Annotated in this window: 21 protein-coding genes; 9 read left to right on the top strand and 12 right to left on the bottom strand. The window is 37.3% G+C overall.

Features of this window, described 5'->3' with window-relative positions:
- Positions 1-195: 195 nt before the first annotated feature.
- Positions 196-651 carry a signal peptidase II gene (gene lspA / locus ACIQCO_RS08635; RefSeq protein ID WP_400427477.1) on the top strand — a complete coding sequence of 152 codons (456 nt, stop codon included), beginning with the start codon at positions 196-198 and terminating at the stop codon, positions 649-651.
- 133 nt (positions 652-784) lie between these two features.
- On the opposite strand, the gene ACIQCO_RS08630 is transcribed toward lspA, so the two are convergent.
- Entirely contained in the window at positions 785-1570 is a 786-nt protein-coding gene (locus ACIQCO_RS08630) for an SDR family oxidoreductase (protein WP_400427476.1), read from the bottom strand.
- Between the two features lie 495 nt (positions 1571-2065).
- Between ACIQCO_RS08630 and ACIQCO_RS08625 the strand changes: the two genes are divergently transcribed.
- The 3 genes from ACIQCO_RS08625 to ACIQCO_RS08615 all read left to right on the top strand — a co-directional run bounded on the left by ACIQCO_RS08625 (position 2066) and on the right by ACIQCO_RS08615 (position 5918).
- Entirely contained in the window at positions 2066-3136 is a 1071-nt protein-coding gene (locus tag ACIQCO_RS08625; RefSeq protein WP_400427474.1) for an AI-2E family transporter, read from the top strand.
- Between the two features lie 861 nt (positions 3137-3997).
- Positions 3998-5212, top strand: a complete 1215-nt coding sequence (locus ACIQCO_RS08620; protein ID WP_400427473.1) for a chromate transporter — start codon at positions 3998-4000, stop codon at positions 5210-5212.
- Positions 5213-5600: 388 nt separating this feature from the next.
- Complete coding sequence (locus ACIQCO_RS08615; RefSeq protein ID WP_400427472.1) at positions 5601-5918, top strand: hypothetical protein; 318 nt, start codon at positions 5601-5603, stop codon at positions 5916-5918.
- Positions 5919-5991: 73 nt separating this feature from the next.
- Here ACIQCO_RS08615 and ACIQCO_RS08610 read toward each other — a convergent pair whose 3' ends face one another.
- Positions 5992-6867 (bottom strand): aldose 1-epimerase family protein, encoded by an 876-nt coding sequence (locus tag ACIQCO_RS08610; RefSeq protein ID WP_400427470.1) that lies wholly within the window; start codon positions 6865-6867, stop codon positions 5992-5994.
- Positions 6868-7221: 354 nt separating this feature from the next.
- Between ACIQCO_RS08610 and ACIQCO_RS08605 the strand changes: the two genes are divergently transcribed.
- Positions 7222-8487 carry an erythromycin esterase family protein gene (locus ACIQCO_RS08605; RefSeq protein ID WP_400427943.1) on the top strand — a complete coding sequence of 422 codons (1266 nt, stop codon included), beginning with the start codon at positions 7222-7224 and terminating at the stop codon, positions 8485-8487.
- Positions 8488-8559: 72 nt separating this feature from the next.
- Here the strand turns inward: ACIQCO_RS08605 and ACIQCO_RS08600 are convergent, their stop codons facing one another.
- From ACIQCO_RS08600 to ACIQCO_RS08555, 10 genes are all read right to left on the bottom strand, one after another.
- A complete protein-coding gene (locus ACIQCO_RS08600) occupies positions 8560-8751 on the bottom strand; it encodes a hypothetical protein (RefSeq protein ID WP_400427469.1) in 192 nt (63 codons plus the stop codon).
- 40 nt (positions 8752-8791) lie between these two features.
- The gene (uvsE, locus tag ACIQCO_RS08595) at positions 8792-9757 is read right to left on the bottom strand and encodes a UV DNA damage repair endonuclease UvsE (RefSeq protein WP_400427941.1); all 966 of its coding nucleotides are present in this window, start codon (positions 9755-9757) and stop codon (positions 8792-8794) included.
- 252 nt (positions 9758-10009) lie between these two features.
- Positions 10010-10861, bottom strand: coding sequence for a DegV family protein (locus ACIQCO_RS08590; protein WP_400427468.1), 852 nt, complete (start codon positions 10859-10861; stop codon positions 10010-10012).
- Between the two features lie 220 nt (positions 10862-11081).
- Entirely contained in the window at positions 11082-11417 is a 336-nt protein-coding gene (locus ACIQCO_RS08585; protein WP_400427466.1) for an IDEAL domain-containing protein, read from the bottom strand.
- Positions 11418-11531: 114 nt separating this feature from the next.
- On the bottom strand, positions 11532-11945 hold the full coding sequence (locus ACIQCO_RS08580) for an RrF2 family transcriptional regulator (protein WP_400427465.1): 414 nt from the start codon (positions 11943-11945) through the stop codon (positions 11532-11534).
- A 155-nt stretch (positions 11946-12100) separates the two neighbouring features.
- On the bottom strand, positions 12101-12235 hold the full coding sequence (locus ACIQCO_RS08575) for a BA3454 family stress response protein (RefSeq protein WP_400427463.1): 135 nt from the start codon (positions 12233-12235) through the stop codon (positions 12101-12103).
- 88 nt (positions 12236-12323) lie between these two features.
- Complete coding sequence (gene spxA / locus ACIQCO_RS08570; protein WP_400427462.1) at positions 12324-12719, bottom strand: transcriptional regulator SpxA; 396 nt, start codon at positions 12717-12719, stop codon at positions 12324-12326.
- A 298-nt stretch (positions 12720-13017) separates the two neighbouring features.
- Positions 13018-13527, bottom strand: coding sequence for a DoxX family membrane protein (locus tag ACIQCO_RS08565; protein ID WP_400427460.1), 510 nt, complete (start codon positions 13525-13527; stop codon positions 13018-13020).
- Positions 13528-14101: 574 nt separating this feature from the next.
- Entirely contained in the window at positions 14102-15265 is a 1164-nt protein-coding gene (locus ACIQCO_RS08560) for an SEC-C metal-binding domain-containing protein (protein ID WP_400427459.1), read from the bottom strand.
- A gap of 164 nt (positions 15266-15429) precedes the next feature.
- Positions 15430-16140, bottom strand: a complete 711-nt coding sequence (locus ACIQCO_RS08555) for a potassium channel family protein (RefSeq protein WP_400427458.1) — start codon at positions 16138-16140, stop codon at positions 15430-15432.
- A 234-nt stretch (positions 16141-16374) separates the two neighbouring features.
- On the opposite strand from ACIQCO_RS08555, the gene ACIQCO_RS08550 reads away from it, so the two are divergent.
- The 4 genes from ACIQCO_RS08550 (at position 16375) to ACIQCO_RS08535 (ending at position 18287) form a co-directional block, all read left to right on the top strand.
- Positions 16375-16617, top strand: a complete 243-nt coding sequence (locus ACIQCO_RS08550) for a glutaredoxin family protein (RefSeq protein ID WP_400427457.1) — start codon at positions 16375-16377, stop codon at positions 16615-16617.
- Between the two features lie 15 nt (positions 16618-16632).
- Entirely contained in the window at positions 16633-17004 is a 372-nt protein-coding gene (locus ACIQCO_RS08545) for a VOC family protein (RefSeq protein ID WP_400427455.1), read from the top strand.
- A gap of 82 nt (positions 17005-17086) precedes the next feature.
- A complete protein-coding gene (locus ACIQCO_RS08540; RefSeq protein ID WP_400427454.1) occupies positions 17087-17485 on the top strand; it encodes a nuclear transport factor 2 family protein in 399 nt (132 codons plus the stop codon).
- A 280-nt stretch (positions 17486-17765) separates the two neighbouring features.
- Positions 17766-18287, top strand: a complete 522-nt coding sequence (locus ACIQCO_RS08535) for an HD domain-containing protein (protein WP_400427452.1) — start codon at positions 17766-17768, stop codon at positions 18285-18287.
- The last annotated feature ends 130 nt before the right edge of the window (positions 18288-18417 follow it).

Raw genomic sequence — 18417 nt, 5'->3', positions numbered from 1 at the left:
TGACAACTAATTCCGTGGTCAAATAAAAACAGTATTGAATCCTTTTAATTAAATGATCCGTTCTCAATCTCGATAGTGCCCTTGCTACTTAGCAACAGTTCTACTTAACAACAACGAATATACCTTTAAGAGCTTCATAATAGAATAGGATTAAGCTTTCAATTATACTGATGAATATGCTGCAAATGATTCTGCATGAAAGTAGGACTGTATATGCTATTTTATGTGTTTGCAATTCTTGTTATTGTGATGGACCAGCTTTCTAAATATCTAATTCGGGCCTATATTGACATCAATGAAACATTTACATTGTGGGGAATTCAACTCACACATATCGAAAATAGCGGGATGGCAGGTGGTTTATTTCAAGGCTATGCACGGTTCTTCGGAGTTGTGGCTGTGCTGTTCGTGATAAGTGTTTATTATTTTCGCAGAACCGGAGAAATGAAGGGTGCTCTCATTGATAGTAGTTTAGGATTCCTTGTCGGAGGAGCAATTGGAAATGGCATTGATCGACTTTTGTTTGGGCAGGTGACAGATTTTATCATTCGCTCTGGCGGAATACTTAACTTGGCCGACCATGCTATTGAGTTGGGGGTGTTACTGCTTCTTATTTACGGATTCGTTAGCTGGTTGAAAAGTAAGCACTAGTAATTAATTATTTTTCAATGACTATTATGTTAAAAAAGCTTTCTACCAATAGATAGAAAGCCCTTTTGATTATCCATTATAATTTGTAAACTACCCAGGTTTATGCTTTGTAGCCGGACTACCTTTGACCGTACTAATATTTATAAGATTGTCCGCCATCAATTGGAATAACGGTTGCATTGATAAAGTTTGCTTGATCTGAGAGTAAGAAAGCAACTAAATAAGCAACTTCTTCTGGTTTGCCAAACCGCTTCATTGGGTTGGGCTCAACAAATTGTTTCCCAACTTCTTCCCAATTGACTGGGTCCATTTGTTTTAATGAACCTTCGACCATTGGTGTCATGATGGCTCCAGGTGCAATGGCTTTGATACTAATACCATATTGACCGTATTCAATACCAGAGTTTCTTGTTAATCCTACCACACCATGTTTACTGGCTGAATAACCAGATTGATTTCCTACTCCACGAATACCACCAACTGAAGCAGTATTGACAATCGAGCCAAAACCTTGTTCTCTCATGACTTTCAACACGAACTTCATACCATAAAACACACCATTTAAGTTAATACTTACGACTTTTTGGAATTCATCAATACCAAAATCCTCTGTTAGGTTTTGTTTCCCTTCGATTCCTGCATTGTTGAAGAAACCATCAATTCTTCCATATTTTTCGACTGTTTCGTTTACATAGTTTTCAACTGCTTTTTCATCTGCCACATTAGCAGTGATTAACAACACTTCTGCATTTGGTGCGGCTTCTAACACTTTCCGTTTAGTTTCTTCTAAAGACGCAGCATTTAAATCAACAAGTGAAAGCTTCGCACCTTCTTTTGCTACTTGTAATGCAGATGCTTGACCTAAACCAGAGCCTGCGCCTGTAATTAATACTACTTTACCATCAAAACGATTGATCATTATGATTATCCTCCCTTGTAGTACTTTCTAAATTTGAATAAAAATCATACTATCGTAAGATATCTGGAATGTTGAATAAAATACGATAAAGTACCCCATAATTTCTATCTAATCCAATTATTCTTAATTAAAATATCTTGAATTAAGAATATAATTTAATTATATACCTTCCGAAAATTTTTTCAAGTAAATGAGCTTATGTGTCTAATACAGTAGACCCTTCATCTTTTTAAACTCAATTAATTAGCAACCATTACAATCTCTCCTAAACTTTGACTTAGATACCCCGTTTTCTTTAAAGGTGTTGTTCTGCAATTTGGCGTTTTACCAAATGAAAGAGCACTTTTCCTATTATAGAATTGCGCAGATTACTCACGATCGAATTTTTCTTTATACGTTTATGTAGGATAAAAAGAGGATAGTTATATAGAAATAAATTTTTCAGCAAATTAAATTTCTGTATTTTTATAACTATTTTCTTCTAGGGTGGATGATATGTGGATCAAGAGACCTTTTTTTAAATATGCAACAGCTATCCTTTTAATTTTATTAATCATTTTCTTTTTTGGGAAAATAGATTACTTTGTTTGGCCCTTTAAAAAATTCATTGCTACTATATTTTTTCCGATTCTCATTTCCGGAGTCATTTATTATTTAATGAGACCATTTGTAACCTTTTTCTCCAAATATATCAGTAAAAACTGGAGTATATTGATTGTTTATTTACTATTCATCGGTGCTGGATATCTTTTTGTTCTTTTTACTGGTACACCGATTGCACAACAAGTCCAGCAGCTTTCAGACCAATTTCCAAATAAGGTTGAAAAAATATCAAATGTGTCCCATAACATGGTTAAGCATAATAGCTTTGGAAACAGTTCATTAAGAATGATTGAAGAAAAAGCAAGTTCCCTCTCAAACTCCTTTTTTCATCATGTTGAACAAAATATAACGAATATCCTATCAACTATCACTAGTATTGCAACGGTGCTAGCAGTTGTTCCGTTTATTGTTTTTTATTTTTTACGAGATGACGAGAAACTGAAGCCCGCTCTCTTAAAAAATCTCCCCGTTGAACACGTGGAAGCGGGAAATTTGATTCTTGTTGATATAGATAAGACTTTATCCGCCTATATAATCGGACAATGTATCATCGCATTATCCGATGGAATCTTGCTGTATATCGGTTTTTGCATTATTGGCCTGAATAATAGTCTATTGCTTGCCATTTTCGCCATGTGTATGACGATTGTTCCCTTTATTGGCCTAGTGATTGGAATGGTCCCGGCCGTCCTTGTCGCACTTTTACAAAGTCCATTTATGGTTTTGAAAGTCGTTTTAGTTGTAATCGTTGCACAGCAGATAGATGGTAATCTAGTTACACCAAGAGTTATGGGAAAAAAACTGGATATTCATCCGTTAACAGTCATTTTCATTTTGTTAATTTCAGGGGCTATTTATGGATTTGTAGGAATCATTATCGCCATTCCACTCTACTCGGTTGTTAAAGTTACCCTTAAAAATGTGATTCGTTTTTATAAGCTGAGGAGAAGTGAAAATATGTAGCAAAAAAAAACAGAGTTTCAAGGGCAAGAGATGTTTTATTATTCTACATTTTATAACCCTTTCATCATATAGTCCCGTTTTTTACTATTGCACAGCAAAATAAATCACCATTTCCTGCGTCTGAGAAAAAGAAAAGATGATCAAAAGGCATATAAATATCTTTATAGTCTTCAAAACTTCTAAAAAAATAGATTGTCCTTAAACAATTAGAGGAGTGGACCAAATCAAAGGACAATTCCAATTGTCGAAAACACCATTTGTTTCTTGAAAAAAACCAGCTAATAGGTTATCGGGTTCCGTTTCCTATCACAAACATTAAAAATGTAAAATAAAATGAGTGCCAATTTGCATATGAAATTGACACTCATTTTTTATTGGGGTAGAGCAATTTGTGACGAAATTACATAAAAAATTTGCATAGAAAAATGCTATGTTAAGATGATGTTTATCCTTATTTGAGTAACCAGTGATATTTAAAATAAGCGGAGATTTTCCGGTTAGTCCGCAGAATAGAGCCCGGTTTGGAGTATATAAGCGGAGGTTTTCCGATTAAGCATAGCAAAATTACCCATTTTCACGTTTTTCGAGTCAATAGTCGGAATCTTTCCGTCTATTTAAGCTATTTTCAGTGCTATTTCCTAATTAAGAGAAATTTCTCCGCTTATTTATCAAACTATGCTGATTCCTCATCTGGGCCGTTACTAATAGGTAATCTTTTTATAGATTTTTATTTTTCACTTGTTATAGAATTACATAAATTTAACGTTCTCTTAATATTGTCTCTATTTAAAAACACTGCATAAACGTGATACAATACTATCAATTTTTGAAATCGGAAACAGATAATGAAGGAGGGACTAAATGGATAAGGTATTACATAATAATCTTAAAAAGAAAAAAGGTAAACTTTCATTATCACTTGAAGTGTTACTGATTTCTATGAAGTTAGGGCTGACTTCTTTTGGAGGGCCAATTGCTCATTTGGGATATTTCCGAGAGGAATATGTAAGTCGACGAAAGTGGCTAGATGAGAAAACATATGCAGATTTGGTGGCATTATGTCAATTTTTACCCGGTCCAGCAAGCAGTCAGGTTGGTATGGGGATTGGGTTTATACGAGCTGGTTTTTTGGGTGCAATTTCTTCTTGGCTTGGATTTACACTTCCTTCCGTCATTGTCCTTGTCTTGTTTGCCTATTTTTTAAAAGGAACATCTCTTAGCGAGACAGGTTGGCTCCATGGCTTACTGGTTGTGGCGGTAGCTGTAGTAGTTCAGGCGGTGTGGGGCATGGCAAAAAACTTAGCATCTGATCGCCCTCGTGTCACTGTCGCAATAGTTGCCGCAATTCTAACTTTGATTATTCCGAGTGTTTTTAGTCAGGTTGGTATTATCATTGTAGCTGGAATAATAGGATTTTTTTGGTTCCGAAGTACCACAGATTCTAATTCAGTTCTAATCCCTATATCTTTTAACAAAAAGATAGCTAGTATCTTATTGGTTTTGTTTTTTGTTTTGTTAGGGTTACTTCCTATAGTTAGACAGTTCACTCATTCCAATCTGATTGCCCTATTTGATGGTTTCTACCGATCAGGTGCCTTAGTATTTGGGGGAGGACATGTTGTACTTCCCTTATTACAAGCAGAAGTTGTTCCTCAGGGGTGGTTAACAGCAAATCAATTCTTAGCTGGATACGGAGCCGCACAAGCAGTTCCAGGACCGCTCTTTACCTTTGCATCGTATTTGGGAATGGCTAGCTTTGGATGGAAAGGGGCTATTGTAGCGACTATTGCTATCTTTCTTCCTTCTTTTCTATTAATTATAGGAGCACTTCCTTTTTGGAATTGGCTTCGTCACAGCCCCCGTTTTCAGGCAGCACTTCATGGTATTAATGCAGCTGTTGTCGGGATCTTATTAGCGGCATTATACAACCCTGTATGGACAAAAGCAATTAAGAGTCCATTCGATTTTTGTCTAGCTTTAGCTGCTTTCTGTTTACTAACGGTCTGGAAATGTCCGCCTTGGATTGTAGTTGTATTTTCCGCCGTCACAGGGGCTCTTCTTTCCTTTATTTCGTAAGATATCCAACAACAAAGTCGAGTTCACTTTTAGTGGAACTCGGCTTTTATTTATTACTTATCAACTAAACATAATATTTCGTTTTTAACCTTTGTTCTCTTTACACTGGACAGGTTTTTTGGGGTGATTGTGGTAAGTAGATATAATCAAAACAAAACGAGCGTTTTAAATTTTGAAAGTTTTGTTACACTTTTTTAATTTTACTGCCAAATGAATGTAAATATAATTTACATCACACCTTAGCCTGCCAATTGGAGGTACAATCTTAAAGAATTCAGTCTATATAAGTGGCGGAGGTGATTGTCCGAGTTTAATAGAAGATATCGATTTTGCTGTCTTACATAATTCGCTGTTCGAATTTCAACTAATAATGGAGGTCGTGTTTTTTATGTTCCAGTTGTTTATTTTTGTTTTAATCGCGATTACTTTGGTCTTGTTGGGCATGTTTATTACCGGGCTCATGGATCAATATAAAACGGAGAAGGAAGAGAAAAAATCAATTGTCAGAGATGGGATACTGGGATATTTGGATCGAACGTTTGGATTCGGAACGGTCAAAATATTTAAGTCATTCCTTGACGCTGAGGGCAATGAAGGATTCTTGGTCTATTTGCCGAAGCACGAGTGGTTTAAATCGCCTACATATCAATGGTATGAAGTCTATGAAATCGGGGAAGACTTTCGTCATGCTGAAACGGAAAGATAACTAGCAAGTTTGGTGCCTGACACCCAGTGCATTAAAGCATTACCGCATCGGGGGTCAGGCACAATATTCTGTCTTATATAAACTTCATTATATACTCTGCCCTGAATGCTCCTCTTGGTTCAATCTTATTGATTCCAAATTTCTCTTTCAAGTTTCCATTTGTATTATATGTATCAGCAATACCGTACCACGGTTCGATGCAAACAAACGGAGCCATTTTACCATCTGTGTATTTTGACCAAATTCCAACAAACGGAAATCCTTCGAACCTTACTTCTACACCATGTTTCGACTTATTCGATGACAGTGTAACTTGATCAATATTACTAAAAATTTGGGCATCATTCGCAAAAAGGGAGTCTGTGAGTGGAATCGATGATAAATCATTGACTACTCCCTTCTCGCGAATCAGAGAATTCTCTATCTCATATTCCCTCACATTCTTATTTGCAGCCGGAATAAAGTGCAAATTATAGTTCTCTGCAGTTTCATTTTCTACTAGTGGAATTCTAAATGCAGGATGGGCACCAATGGAAAAATACATCTCTTCCTTGGTTTCATTTACAATTTCCCAACCAACAATAAGTTTGTCCTCCATTAGGGTATAACGAATAATCGCTTTAAACTCGTAAGGATAAACATTAAGGTAACTTCCGCCAGACCTGAAACGAAAAGAAACTTCTGTTGAATTCTGCACAGCCACCTCAAATTCCACATCACGTAAAAATCCATGTTGTGACATGTCGTAGGTCTTACCCTCGAGTTGATAGCGATCTTCTCTTAAACGTCCTACAATCGGAAATAACACTGGTGAGACACGTCCCCAATAGGCAGGATCTCCCGTCCACATATAGTCCAACCCATTTTTCTTATGCTTCACTTTGCGGACTTCCGCCCCATTGGGACTGATTTCCACCTTCAACCAATCATTTTCAATAACAATCAACATCTGATCTCCCTCATCTCTGGTCTGCGTTGTTTCCTTTTATTATACCGAAAGTGCAATTTTTTCAAAAACAAAGGCAACACTTGTCACCATTACTACATGCTTTTTTCCTAAAATTATATCCTTTGTTTCAAAAGTTCGAACCTTATTCATCAACTTTACACAAGCAAAACATCATGCTTGGAATTATATGTTTCTGTTTATTATTCATTAATTATACCAATTTTAAGGAAGAAGGAAAAAGTGCAAAAAAAAGTCCTAGGCACCTTCCAGAATGCCGTGCTTCACCCATGTATGAAACCTCTGGATTTTAGCATCCTATTAGGTGATATCTGTTTAGCTTCGGAGGGTGAAAAAATGGAGGAAGCGTTTGTTAATTTGATAAGGGATTTTGCGGTGCCGTTTGGGGACATTGAGGATTTAGACGTTGTTTTACGGGAAATTGGACAGCAGAAGTTTGTTTTACTTGGGGAATCGTCACATGGCACCTCGGAATTTTATAAAATACGGGCGGAGCTTTCTAAACGGCTCATCATGGAGAAAGGTTTTACTTTCATTGCAGTGGAAGGAGATTGGCCCGCATGTCAGCAAATAAATCAATATATCAAAGGGTGGGATTGTAAAAGCACACATGCCCGTGATGTCGTTCAAGCCTTTAACCGCTGGCCGACGTGGATGTGGGCAAACGAGGAAATCGTTGACTTCATTGAATGGCTGAAGCAATATAATCAATCACAGCCACGTGAAAAGCAGGTTGGTTTTTATGGAATTGACGTCTATAGTCTATGGGAATCGATGGACCAAATTCTCATGTTTTTGAAAAAAACCAAGGCACCGGAACTTGAGGCAGCTCGAGATGCGTTTGCCTGTTTCGAACCGTTTAAACGGCAGCCAGAAAAATATGGTGTTTCTGCTGCTTTTTACAATGAAGATTGTCGAAACGAAGTGGTAAAGCTTCTAACTGATATCTGTTTACAAAGAAATACCTACTCCGAAAATGAAGAAAGCGGGTTAAATCTTGAGGCGAATGCGATTGTTACGGCTAATGCCGAGAACTATTATCGGACGATGGTGGTTGACGGTACCGAGTCATGGAACATTCGGGACCGCCATATGGTTGAAGTCCTCAAACGAATTATGTCCTTCTTTTCTAACAAGGCAAAAGGAATTGTCTGGGAGCACAATACCCATGTAGGGGATGCCCGGGCAACGGACATGGCTAAAGAAGGAATGGTTAATGTTGGCCAAATTATACGAGAGCAAGAAGGGGTCGAAAATGTATATATCGTAGGATTCGGGACACACCGGGGCTCTGTCATTGCAGCTGACCAATGGGGCGATAATTTAAAAATCATGATCACGCCGCCAGCAGAAGCAGGCAGCTGGGAAGACCTGATGTATAAGGCGGGAGCGTCTGATAAGATCTTAATTTTTAATGACAAAAATAAAGAACTCTTTAACCATCCGATTGGTCACCGTGCGATTGGAGTCGTATACAGCCCGAAATATGAACATCTAGGTAACTATGTTCCATCGAGGATGTCAAAAAGATACGATGCCTTTATTTACATTACTAACACAAAAGCACTCAAACCGCTGGAAGTTGAACGCACCTTTCTTTAGACAGGGAACGCCGGAACCGAGGGAATAACCCTGGAAAAATAGGTCAGTCCCCCAGTGTATTAAAGCTTTCGTTTATCGGGGGACTGACCAAAAGTCCCCGTCCTGACATTCTGTTTCAATGCTCGCTGCCAGCAATGGTAAAGAAAAATCCTTCTGGTCCATCTTCACTGAGTAGATGCAAATATTATGAAACCCTAATACATTGTTTTGAATTATTTTCGCTACTTTCTTATGATCTGCCTGATTTAAATCTATTTTGGACATGTCGTCATCTATGGACGGTGCCTGGCACTCCAATTCTTCATCACCTCAAATAAAAAGATGAACCATCAATGATTTCAACATCTTCCCTTGATCGAATCTGTTCCATCAATTTAAAAAGTGCTTCATCTTTTCTTTTGGCCTCAATCATACAATCAATTTGCGGAATGCTGCCTTTAATCACTTGTAGAAACTTGAAGAACATATCATTGTCTACATAGTCTGAATGATGACGAAAAGCCTTTTCACTTTTAGGACTTGAAATATGCATTTTTATAGGGAGATGGGAGTGCCTCCACGTTTCCATCACTCGAGTCCAGTTACTTTCCCAATCTATATTTTGATGATGGGCAAGGTGATGATGGTAATCAAATACGAGCGGAATATCTAATTTTTCACATAAATAGAGTGTTTCCTCCACGGTAAAAGAAGTATCATCATTTTCAAGCATTATCATGTTTTGAATGGACCTCGGAACGACCATCCAGTTATCAACAAAACGCTCCAGTGATTTCTCCGTCTCCTTATAATTGCCGCCTACATGCATAACACATCGATGTGCTGAGTCAATCCCCATCCCCTTCAGTAATAAATAATGAAGTTTTAACGTTTGGATGGAGTTTTTTAAAATATCTTTCTTTGGGGAATTAATCAGCACAAAATGATCTGGGTGAAAATCAACTCTCATCTTGTTTTTATGGACAAACTCGCCAATCTCACTTAGGTGGGATTTTAGCGGGCCTATATAATCCCAATCCAGAAGTTCCTCGTGATTTGCTAACGGGATAAGACGGGAAGTTAATCGATAAAAATGGATGTCGGATGCAGCATTGTGCTTTAAAATCCTAAGTGTATTATGGAGATTGGATTGCGCTATACGTTCAAGTTTGCGAATGGCGGCTTCACGGTCATCAATTTTTTGAAATTGAGCAAAAGTCATGGTTTGTGAGGGGGAGGCATTCTTTAATTCCATGCTCATCGCCACATAACCGAGACGTACAATCGTCATCTTTTCCACCCCATCCATTGAATACGTTCTATTTAGTTTTCCAATTCGCCCGCAAAATAAACGAAATAAAAGTGCCATGCTCCATCCGGTATATGAATGGTGCCTAGCACTCCGGTTCTGAAGTTTGTGGATGACCCCCGGTGCACGGAATTACCTCATTAATTTGGAACTAGCGTAATAACTTTACCAAGGATGAATCTTCTTTGATGGGCACCTTTTTTATTGCTTTATCGATATTAGTTTTGATCCTTCCTAAACTTCCAAGCCTGCTATTCCGAAGCCGCCAGGCCCCGCATGTGTAGATATCATAGCGCCAGCCTGCATCCATTTTACATTTTTGAAACCAGATTCTTTTGCCATTTCATCCATCCGCTCCTTAATACTTTCATCAAGTCCGATTGAGTATAGGAGGTATAGTTGTTCTCTATCAATGTTGTATTGATTTAAATAATCTCGCATTAGTTTTTCTGAAATTACATCCATTTTCCCACGATATTTTTTGGTTGAAACAAGATTTCCTTCCATTAATTCAATGCGCGGCTTTATTTTTAACAAGGCCCCTCCGAGATAAGCTAGATTACTTACTCGGCCCCCTGCTCTTAAGAATTCTAAGCTTCCAGGAACGAAAGCCAGTCTTGATTTAGGAACGATAGATTCAATCTTCTCTACTAAACTTGCAGGTTCAATCGTTGGTTCTTTCTCTAACAAGGTAACTGCATACATCACAATAGCAGTTAAACCCCCTGTCACATTTAAAGCGTCAATTAAAAAAATATCGTCCATTTCTTCCGATGCGATGACCGCATTTTGGAAGGAAGAAGATGCCTTTGACGTATAACCAATATGTATAATGATACAATCAGGGTAATCATTTTTTATTTTCGTGAAAAATTCATGATATTCATGGGAATTTGTGGACGTTGTAGACGGTATTTTTTTAGTCCGCTCATAATAGTCATAAATATCCGTTACGGGTAACGAACCATCTAAAAAATCCTGCCCATCCATGATGACGTGCATCGGGACAACTTGAACATTATGTTTATCCGCTAAATCTTTTGGTAAATCTGCACCACTCTCTGTCGACAAAATCATTCTTCTCATCGATATCCTCCACTCCCATAATAAAAGCCGTCACTATTCGATCTGCCTTTTTATTTTCTATCTTAACTATACATGAAAAGAACAGAAATGTTAGCGCTGAATCCTACATTGAGACTTTATTTATGGAAATGATTTTAAATGGGAAGTTTGGTGCCTGGACCTTGATTCATTAAAGCATTACCGTACCGGGTGTCAGGCACCAGTATTTCATTGTGCAGTTTTAACGAACTCCATTAACAAGCTGCTTCATCGCGTTTAATTCCGAAGAAAGCGCCAAAAACCATTCCTTATCCCCTGTTGATAATGCCAAGTCCAGGAGAAATTCAATTTGTGCCTTGTTGGTTACATTAGAAACAGGCAGCTTTTTCACCCGTTTACTTAAAATAGGTATGGTTTTGCCAATCGTTTGATTATTGTCACTTGAAACAACAGTTATCTTCACTACTCCTTCGATACTAGAAAGTGATTCAATATAACCGATTATTAATTCGCCATCCCGTGATTCAGCCTTAATCCAATCACCTGTTTTTAAAATCGTATGATCGTTGGAGAACATCGTTTTTTTCACCTTCTTAATTTTTTTGTTTCTTCTTAGAATATGCCAGCTTTCATTGATCTGTAATTTCTTTTATTACATTTTATATAAAGAAGTCTGCAGTCCTATATCCGGTCACTGCCGCTTATTAACAAGATCAACAACTTCTTTGATTGTATAATCCTTTAAATATTCTCCCATATGCTCTTCCACACCAAAGAAAATGCTGCATAAGACTCCTTGCATATTCGCGCCGACAATACACTTTTCATTGGATTCAGGACACTTGGGCTGCAGTGCACCTTCTGAGGTTATTTTATATATATCCCAAAGATTCACTTCACTTAGATCTAGCGCAAAAATAAATCCGCCGCCAGTTCCCTCTTTTGATTTAATAAATCCATGTTTTTTTAACAAACTTAGCACTTTTCGAATGCGAACTGGATGGACGCCAGCACTTTCTGAAATCGCATCACTAGTTGACATGCGGTCCGGCTGTAGCGCAAGAAAAGTTAAACTATGAATGGCAAGGGTAAAATCACTATTCATGTGATTGCCTCCTAAGCAATAAACTTCTCACTTTTTTTACTATTACGTTTATTGTCTGCTTCTTTTTTAAAATTAATAACGTACTGTAATACTAATCATTACAGATTAGCTAGTCAAACACTAGCTTTTATAAGTCCGTAGCAAAGCAGCTTTATTTAAATATCCCATTGTTTTTTGACCTGCTTTTCTGCTATCTGCTTAATTTTTTCCCATGTCATCTCTTTTTTCACAATCACATTGGTATGGTAATTTCGATCTTTATAATTTATTGTCATGAATACTTCAATCACCAGTTTTCCCTCCCTTTAAACAACATTTATATATTAAGGTTTTGGTTTTATTTGTAAAGACTAATTATTTTGCCCTTGCTTTTCCATTTTAATTGGCCGCTTTTTTCAATTCGGTGTACAAATAGTTTCGTATCCTACGGGGCAGAAAACTACGAATTTCGTCCTCGTTGTATCCAACTTGTAATCTTTTTTCGTCCAGAATAATTGGCCGGCGCACCATTTTTGGATGCTCCATTATTAATTTATACAGTTCATTAAGCGGAAGAGATTCAATATTTACGTTTAATTCTTGGAATGCCTTCGAATTAGTGGAAATAATCTCGCTAGTTCCCTCTTCCGTCAAGCGAAGAATCGATTTAATCTCATCGACTGTAATGGGATGAGATAATATGTTTCTTTCAATAAAGTCAATTTGATGCTCTTCAAGCCAAGCTTTTGCTTTTCGGCATGAAGCACAACTCGGTGTCGTATACAAAGTCACCATACTTTTACACACTCCTTAGTGTATTTTTGCCAAGTATATTTAAATGTAATAAAAAAGATTACAGTTGCCATACTGTAATGTTAATCGTTACAGTTCATTTTGTCAATTGTAAAGTATTGGTTTGATTATCATTTGGATATGAGAAAACGTGCCAGGCAAGAATTGGTTCCGTTACTCCGGCAAACAAGGTAACGGTCGTTCCAATTCGTAAACTAATATACTGTCCAATTTTCTGTTCACTGAGTGATTATAAAAAAAGACGATTCGGAGTCCGAATCGTCTTTTTTATTACTACAAGTTAAGCCACTACTTTATGTTCCCTATTATTGGTCTTAGCCGTTTTGCGGATGAAAGGAACCACCCAGCGGTCTAAGCCGATTCTGCCTGCGTTATATCCAGCAGTGAGGATGATGAAGCCTAAGAAAATATCTGTTGGGTTGTGAGATACGGTACCGGCCATGAAGAATGAAAAGTTCATTACTAAGCCAAAGAACATCGCTGCTGTAGTTAGGCATCCTAGTAGAAGGCCTAGGCCAATTAACGTTTCGCCCCAAGGGACGATAAAGTTGAACACATCCACATTTGGTAAAGCAAAGCTATTTAAGAATTCAACATACCAGCTATAAACTAAAGCACCATCTGGTCCTTTAACGGGATTTGCTGTAACTCCTTTTAGAAACCCTGCAGCATCAAAGCCGCCAGTTAATTTATGAAGACCTGCAGTAAACCAAGAATAGCCAAGATATAAACGAATGATAGTTAAGATAGCAGCAGAGCTTTTCTTTTCTCTTAAAAATTTGTTAAACATATTGTTTTCCGCCCTTCAAATTTATTTGTTCTTTATAGTTACACTATATTCCATTCTTCACTTTACTAACATGGCAATAGTGATAAGTTCACAGTTTGTTTGAAATGTTTTGACGGAAAATTGAACAAGACTAATTTGGCCAATTCACGGTTAAGAAAATTGCCCATTTTGAACATTTTACTGTCCACTTCGGAAAATTCAGCCATCGGAAAAAGTCAAGGGACAGGCAACTTGTCCAGCTATCAATTAATAGTAATTGGGACGAGGTGCCTGTGTCCCTCCTTTTTAAGCTTCGCAGTTAATTTGCTCAGCATCACAGATATATTACTCAGCATCGCAGATATATTGCTCAGCATCGCAGATATATGTTAATTTTCCGCAGATAAATCATATGAAATGGCTTCCAATGTGTAATTTTACACTGAATTACCTCTATTTCTGTGAAAAACAACAAAGGTTACGAAAACAGCCATTAAAAAAGACCGTTGGTGCTAGTAACACCATACGGTCCATGCAATAGCAGTTTCCCTGCAAGGGAATCAACATGAAGAAGAAATGCCTGGCACTTTATTTTCTATTTCCCGCAGCATTTTTTATATTTTTTGCCGCTTCCGCACGGGCAGGGGTCATTTCGACCCACTTTATTCTCGTTTCGAACGGGGATGCTTTCGAGGAGGCTTCCTTGCTTACTTACATTGCGATTGTGCATCTCCCGCTGTTCTGCTTCTTGTTTCCAGCTCTCCATATCCGGGTGGTGCTCATCTAGAATGGAATAGCATCCATAAGCAGTCTGTTCTAGATCAACAATTTGGGACACATGACCCTTTTTCATATGGTCGGATATTTCCGGCAACGCTTCGCTTGAAAACTGATAACAGAGTGCTTCGACAATTATGTCCTGATCGTCTATATCTTCTGTAACATGGTAGGCCTCACGTAAATACTTAACAGCTAGGTCAGATTTAATGCTTTCGGCAACAGAAGTTGCAAAAATCACAGAATCTCGTTTCTTTAAATAAGGTGCTACTGCCTCAACGACATCATCATTTTGAAATGCAATTAACGCCGTGGCTGCCTCTTCCAATAAAATGTCCTCATCTCGAACCAACAAGCTCGCCAAAGTTGGGATATATTTATCCATTTTTAATAATCCAATCATATAAACCGCCAATATCCCACGATAGGAAAACCATTGTTCGTTTAATTCTGCTTGAATAATTATGTCAATTTCATTAGCAGAAATCCATCCATTTTTGACGATACTCTTGGCTAGTTTTTTCGCTTTTATGTATGGAACATACTCGTAATATTGAAGGCTTTCAAGTTGGTTTAGGTATTTTTCATATTCCCCTTTTATCGCTTCCTCCGTTCCGTTAACAATCAGCTCATATAACTCCCAGGTATCCTCACTAATAAATCCTTCAAGAGATTCTCTAAATTGCCACGCAAGTTCTGGATCTACTTTGTTAACTAGACTTAATACTAGATGTACCTTTGTTCGATCCAGCTTTGGAGTATTTTCGATTAGCATTTCTAGTGCTTCTTGATTCATGGTTTGGTTGTCTATGTAAATGAATATGGATGATTGCTCTTCTTTGTCTTCAAACGCTTTCTTCAACAATTGGATAGTCCATTCTACCGGAAGGTTTGGATAATCATGGATTGCACGAAGAACAGTTTTTTGGATAAAAAAGTCATCGCTAAGTATGTGTGGTTCAATTTTTTCTAAAAATGACATGCGTTCTGTCCTTTCTTGTTTGGTTTCTATTAATTTTACCAGAATTAATAAATCCTCGCTTCAAAATGGCAGTGAGCAATTTTTGCGGTTTATTTCGAATTTTGTCATGCTTTAATATATGATGTACTTGAAAAAAATAAAAACAAATTAAAGCCCTTCTGGTTTCATTCATTGCTTTGTTCCTTCTGATAAGCTTTCAATTGTTCAATCATGACAAGAATTTCTGGTTCTGTAAGAGAGGGATAATCATCAATCTTATCCCTTACGTATTTTAATTGATCAGGCAGGTCCCCTTTTTTATTAGAAAATATCGAAGCTACCGTTCCGGTTACAACCCCGATTAACCCAATCCCCACGAACATAAGCACACTCGCAATTATTCGCCCGACAGCTGTTTCAGGAAATAAATCTCCATAGCCAACGGTAGTTGTCGTTACCACTGTCCACCATAAAGCATCACCATAGCTGTGAAAATTGGGTTCAATCCATGTCATAGGAATCGCAGTTAAAAATAATAAAGCAATAACTGTTACAAATAATTTATCTAAGCGGTATTTCTCAATTAATAGATCTAAAATCGAATTATTTCTTTTTACTACGAGGACGAGCCTAACTAAGCGAATTAATCGGATTAAACGGATGGTTCTAAATAGATGATCAAAAGGGATAAGTGCAAGGAGCTCGATTGGATGACTTTTGACAAATTCCCATTTTTGCTTGCTTAAGAAAAACCGAATCACATAATCAGCGGCAAAAAGCCCCCACACAAACCAGCCCAAAACAAAATCTTCTTGTTTGGGCAAATCAACCATTAAAGAAAAAATAATTATTCCTGCTAAAATTAATTCATAAATAAAACCAATCTTTCTTTGCAAATCTCTCACCTTCTAACTCATGTTTCCCTGACTTCCTCATCTATTTTAAGGGAAAAAGTTTGCAGGAAACAAGGATTTAACCTCACATCCATCTCGATGCCAAAATGGAAATAGGCCCCAAGGCTTTTTATTGTAATGAAGGTCACTCCCTTAAATATTGGTCTAAAGTATATAATTGTACCCATGGAAACAGAATTCATTGTACAATAACATTAATGAAGTGGAGGTAATAAAATGAAAAAAGTGATTATTTATTCGCAAGAGACGTGTCCGCCTTGTCATGCGGAAAAACTTTGGTTAAAAGAAAATGGGATTGAGTTTGAAGAAAGAGACATACGGAAAGACGATCAATATTTGCAAGAACTTATTGAACTAGGTGCTGCTGCTACGCCGGCAACCATTATCAAAGACGAAGATAGTGAAGAAATTATTCTAGGATTTGATCAAGCGAAATTGGCCCAGATCTTAGGGATATAAAAAGGGGGAGAAAATATGGACCTAGGTGCTTTTTCTGTAAGTTTAAACGTAAAAGACATTCATCTATCCAAGTCATTCTACGAAAAACTAGGATTTCAAGCTTTTGGTGGTGACATTAGTCAAAATTGGCTTATTATGAAGAATGAAAATTGCATCATTGGCCTATTCCAAGGAATGTTTGAAAAGAACATTCTGACCTTTAATCCAGGATGGAATGAAAATGCCGAGAATCTTGAATCATTTACGGACATTCGAGACATTCAAAAGCACCTTAAGGCTGAAGGAATAAACCTGCTGACTGCAGCAGCTGAAACAAATGAGGGACCAGCACATTTTGTCATTGAAGATCCAGACGGGAATCAAATTCTTGTCGATCAGCATCGATAAAAAAAGAGGAAATAACGGCCGAGAGGATTTAGTACTTCTATTATTTCTAAACAGTAATTCTTAAAAGGATAGGATGATTGAAATGAGCACGGAACAGGAGTTTACAACGAACCTCTCACTCAAAGAGAAAGCTGTATTTTTTTTACAAACAGTAGCATCAGGGAAAGTTCATGAAGCATACAAGACCTACGTAGGTCCTGACTTTCGTCACCACAACCCCTATTTCCGTGGCGATGCAGAATCACTCATGCTTGCCATGGAAGAAAATGCAGCTATGAACCCTCATAAAATACTTGAGGTCAAACTTGCTATTCAAGAGAGAGATACGGTTGTGGTTCACTCTCATGTGAAGCAGAATCCAGAAGATCTTGGAGGAGCTGTTGTCCATATCTTCCGTTTCCAAAACAACCAAATCGTTGAATTGTGGGATATAGGACAACCCATACCAGAGGAATCCCCTAATAAGAACGGCATGTTTTAACATTGTTAAATGGATGTGCTGCTAAAACACGCTTATGTAAAAAGGTGCATTCATCCGTTTCTGGATGAATGCACCTTTTTTGTTCAGCTATTAGGACTAACTCTTTCCAATAAACATGGTAGATTCCTTTTATTATACCGAAAGTCTATTGTTTCAAAATCAAAGGTACACTTTGTCAAATTTTCTAACGCCCTTTTTTTAAAAAAATATTATTCTTTGTTTCAAAACAACACCAACTGTTTTATAATACAAAATAATAATTTTAATAAGGGTGATTTTCATGAGACACGTAACATTGATTCAAATTTTCAATCATCGTATCGCGGAAAAATATCTGAGTCGTTCTGGAATTGCTCATGCCATCGCTTGTGCCTACCACGCATTTAAATTAGCAAAACAATACAAAGTATCTGCTGACTTGGCAACCAAAGCCGCACTGCTGCACGATATGGGTCATTATACTTGGTATCGTAATGGAAAATGGGATTATGATTTATATAAAAAGAATGATATTCATGCGATAAAAGGGGCGGAAAGAGCTCATAAATTGTTGATTAGACTAGGAGAAAATCCAATAATCGCTAAAGAAATTGCGCTTGCTATTTTATTTCATACGGATTCTTATATGCCAAAAGGTTATATCACGAGAACACCGTTACAAGAAATTGTCAAATTAGCAGATGAGTCTGACGAGGAACAAGGTGGCAAACATCATTATCGAAAAATCGAGAAAGAAAAGGCTATAAAAATGATTGAACGACTAGACCAAATGGTTGAAGAAGAATTTGAGAATAACATCTGAATATACGTAAAATGTTAATTTTTTAGGTGTGCATTGTAAGCCCGAAATATAAAAAAATAGCGCACCCTTACGGTGCGCACGATGAATAGCCAACCCTCTGAAATTTTTTTCGGATTGTTGGCTATTTTGC

Source organism: Neobacillus sp. NPDC093127 (assembly GCF_044754175.1).
Lineage (GTDB): Bacteria > Bacillota > Bacilli > Bacillales > Cytobacillaceae > Neobacillus.
This window is presented reverse-complemented; position numbering and strand designations above follow the sequence as displayed.

What these genes read in the sequence shown, in the direction of transcription:
- lspA (WP_400427477.1), top strand. Translation starts at nt 196, where the DNA reads ATGAAAGTAGGACTGTATATGCTATTTTATGTGTTTGCAATTCTTGTT.
- ACIQCO_RS08630 (WP_400427476.1), bottom strand. Translation starts at nt 1,570, where the DNA reads ATGATCAATCGTTTTGATGGTAAAGTAGTATTAATTACAGGCGCAGGC.
- ACIQCO_RS08625 (WP_400427474.1), top strand. Translation starts at nt 2,066, where the DNA reads ATGTGGATCAAGAGACCTTTTTTTAAATATGCAACAGCTATCCTTTTA.
- ACIQCO_RS08620 (WP_400427473.1), top strand. Translation starts at nt 3,998, where the DNA reads ATGGATAAGGTATTACATAATAATCTTAAAAAGAAAAAAGGTAAACTT.
- ACIQCO_RS08615 (WP_400427472.1), top strand. Translation starts at nt 5,601, where the DNA reads ATGTTCCAGTTGTTTATTTTTGTTTTAATCGCGATTACTTTGGTCTTG.
- ACIQCO_RS08610 (WP_400427470.1), bottom strand. Translation starts at nt 6,867, where the DNA reads ATGTTGATTGTTATTGAAAATGATTGGTTGAAGGTGGAAATCAGTCCC.
- ACIQCO_RS08605 (WP_400427943.1), top strand. Translation starts at nt 7,222, where the DNA reads ATGGAGGAAGCGTTTGTTAATTTGATAAGGGATTTTGCGGTGCCGTTT.
- ACIQCO_RS08600 (WP_400427469.1), bottom strand. Translation starts at nt 8,751, where the DNA reads ATGTCCAAAATAGATTTAAATCAGGCAGATCATAAGAAAGTAGCGAAA.
- uvsE (WP_400427941.1), bottom strand. Translation starts at nt 9,757, where the DNA reads ATGACGATTGTACGTCTCGGTTATGTGGCGATGAGCATGGAATTAAAG.
- ACIQCO_RS08590 (WP_400427468.1), bottom strand. Translation starts at nt 10,861, where the DNA reads ATGAGAAGAATGATTTTGTCGACAGAGAGTGGTGCAGATTTACCAAAA.
- ACIQCO_RS08585 (WP_400427466.1), bottom strand. Translation starts at nt 11,417, where the DNA reads ATGTTCTCCAACGATCATACGATTTTAAAAACAGGTGATTGGATTAAG.
- ACIQCO_RS08580 (WP_400427465.1), bottom strand. Translation starts at nt 11,945, where the DNA reads ATGAATAGTGATTTTACCCTTGCCATTCATAGTTTAACTTTTCTTGCG.
- spxA (WP_400427462.1), bottom strand. Translation starts at nt 12,719, where the DNA reads ATGGTGACTTTGTATACGACACCGAGTTGTGCTTCATGCCGAAAAGCA.
- ACIQCO_RS08565 (WP_400427460.1), bottom strand. Translation starts at nt 13,527, where the DNA reads ATGTTTAACAAATTTTTAAGAGAAAAGAAAAGCTCTGCTGCTATCTTA.
- ACIQCO_RS08560 (WP_400427459.1), bottom strand. Translation starts at nt 15,265, where the DNA reads ATGTCATTTTTAGAAAAAATTGAACCACACATACTTAGCGATGACTTT.
- ACIQCO_RS08550 (WP_400427457.1), top strand. Translation starts at nt 16,375, where the DNA reads ATGAAAAAAGTGATTATTTATTCGCAAGAGACGTGTCCGCCTTGTCAT.
- ACIQCO_RS08545 (WP_400427455.1), top strand. Translation starts at nt 16,633, where the DNA reads ATGGACCTAGGTGCTTTTTCTGTAAGTTTAAACGTAAAAGACATTCAT.
- ACIQCO_RS08540 (WP_400427454.1), top strand. Translation starts at nt 17,087, where the DNA reads ATGAGCACGGAACAGGAGTTTACAACGAACCTCTCACTCAAAGAGAAA.
- ACIQCO_RS08535 (WP_400427452.1), top strand. Translation starts at nt 17,766, where the DNA reads ATGAGACACGTAACATTGATTCAAATTTTCAATCATCGTATCGCGGAA.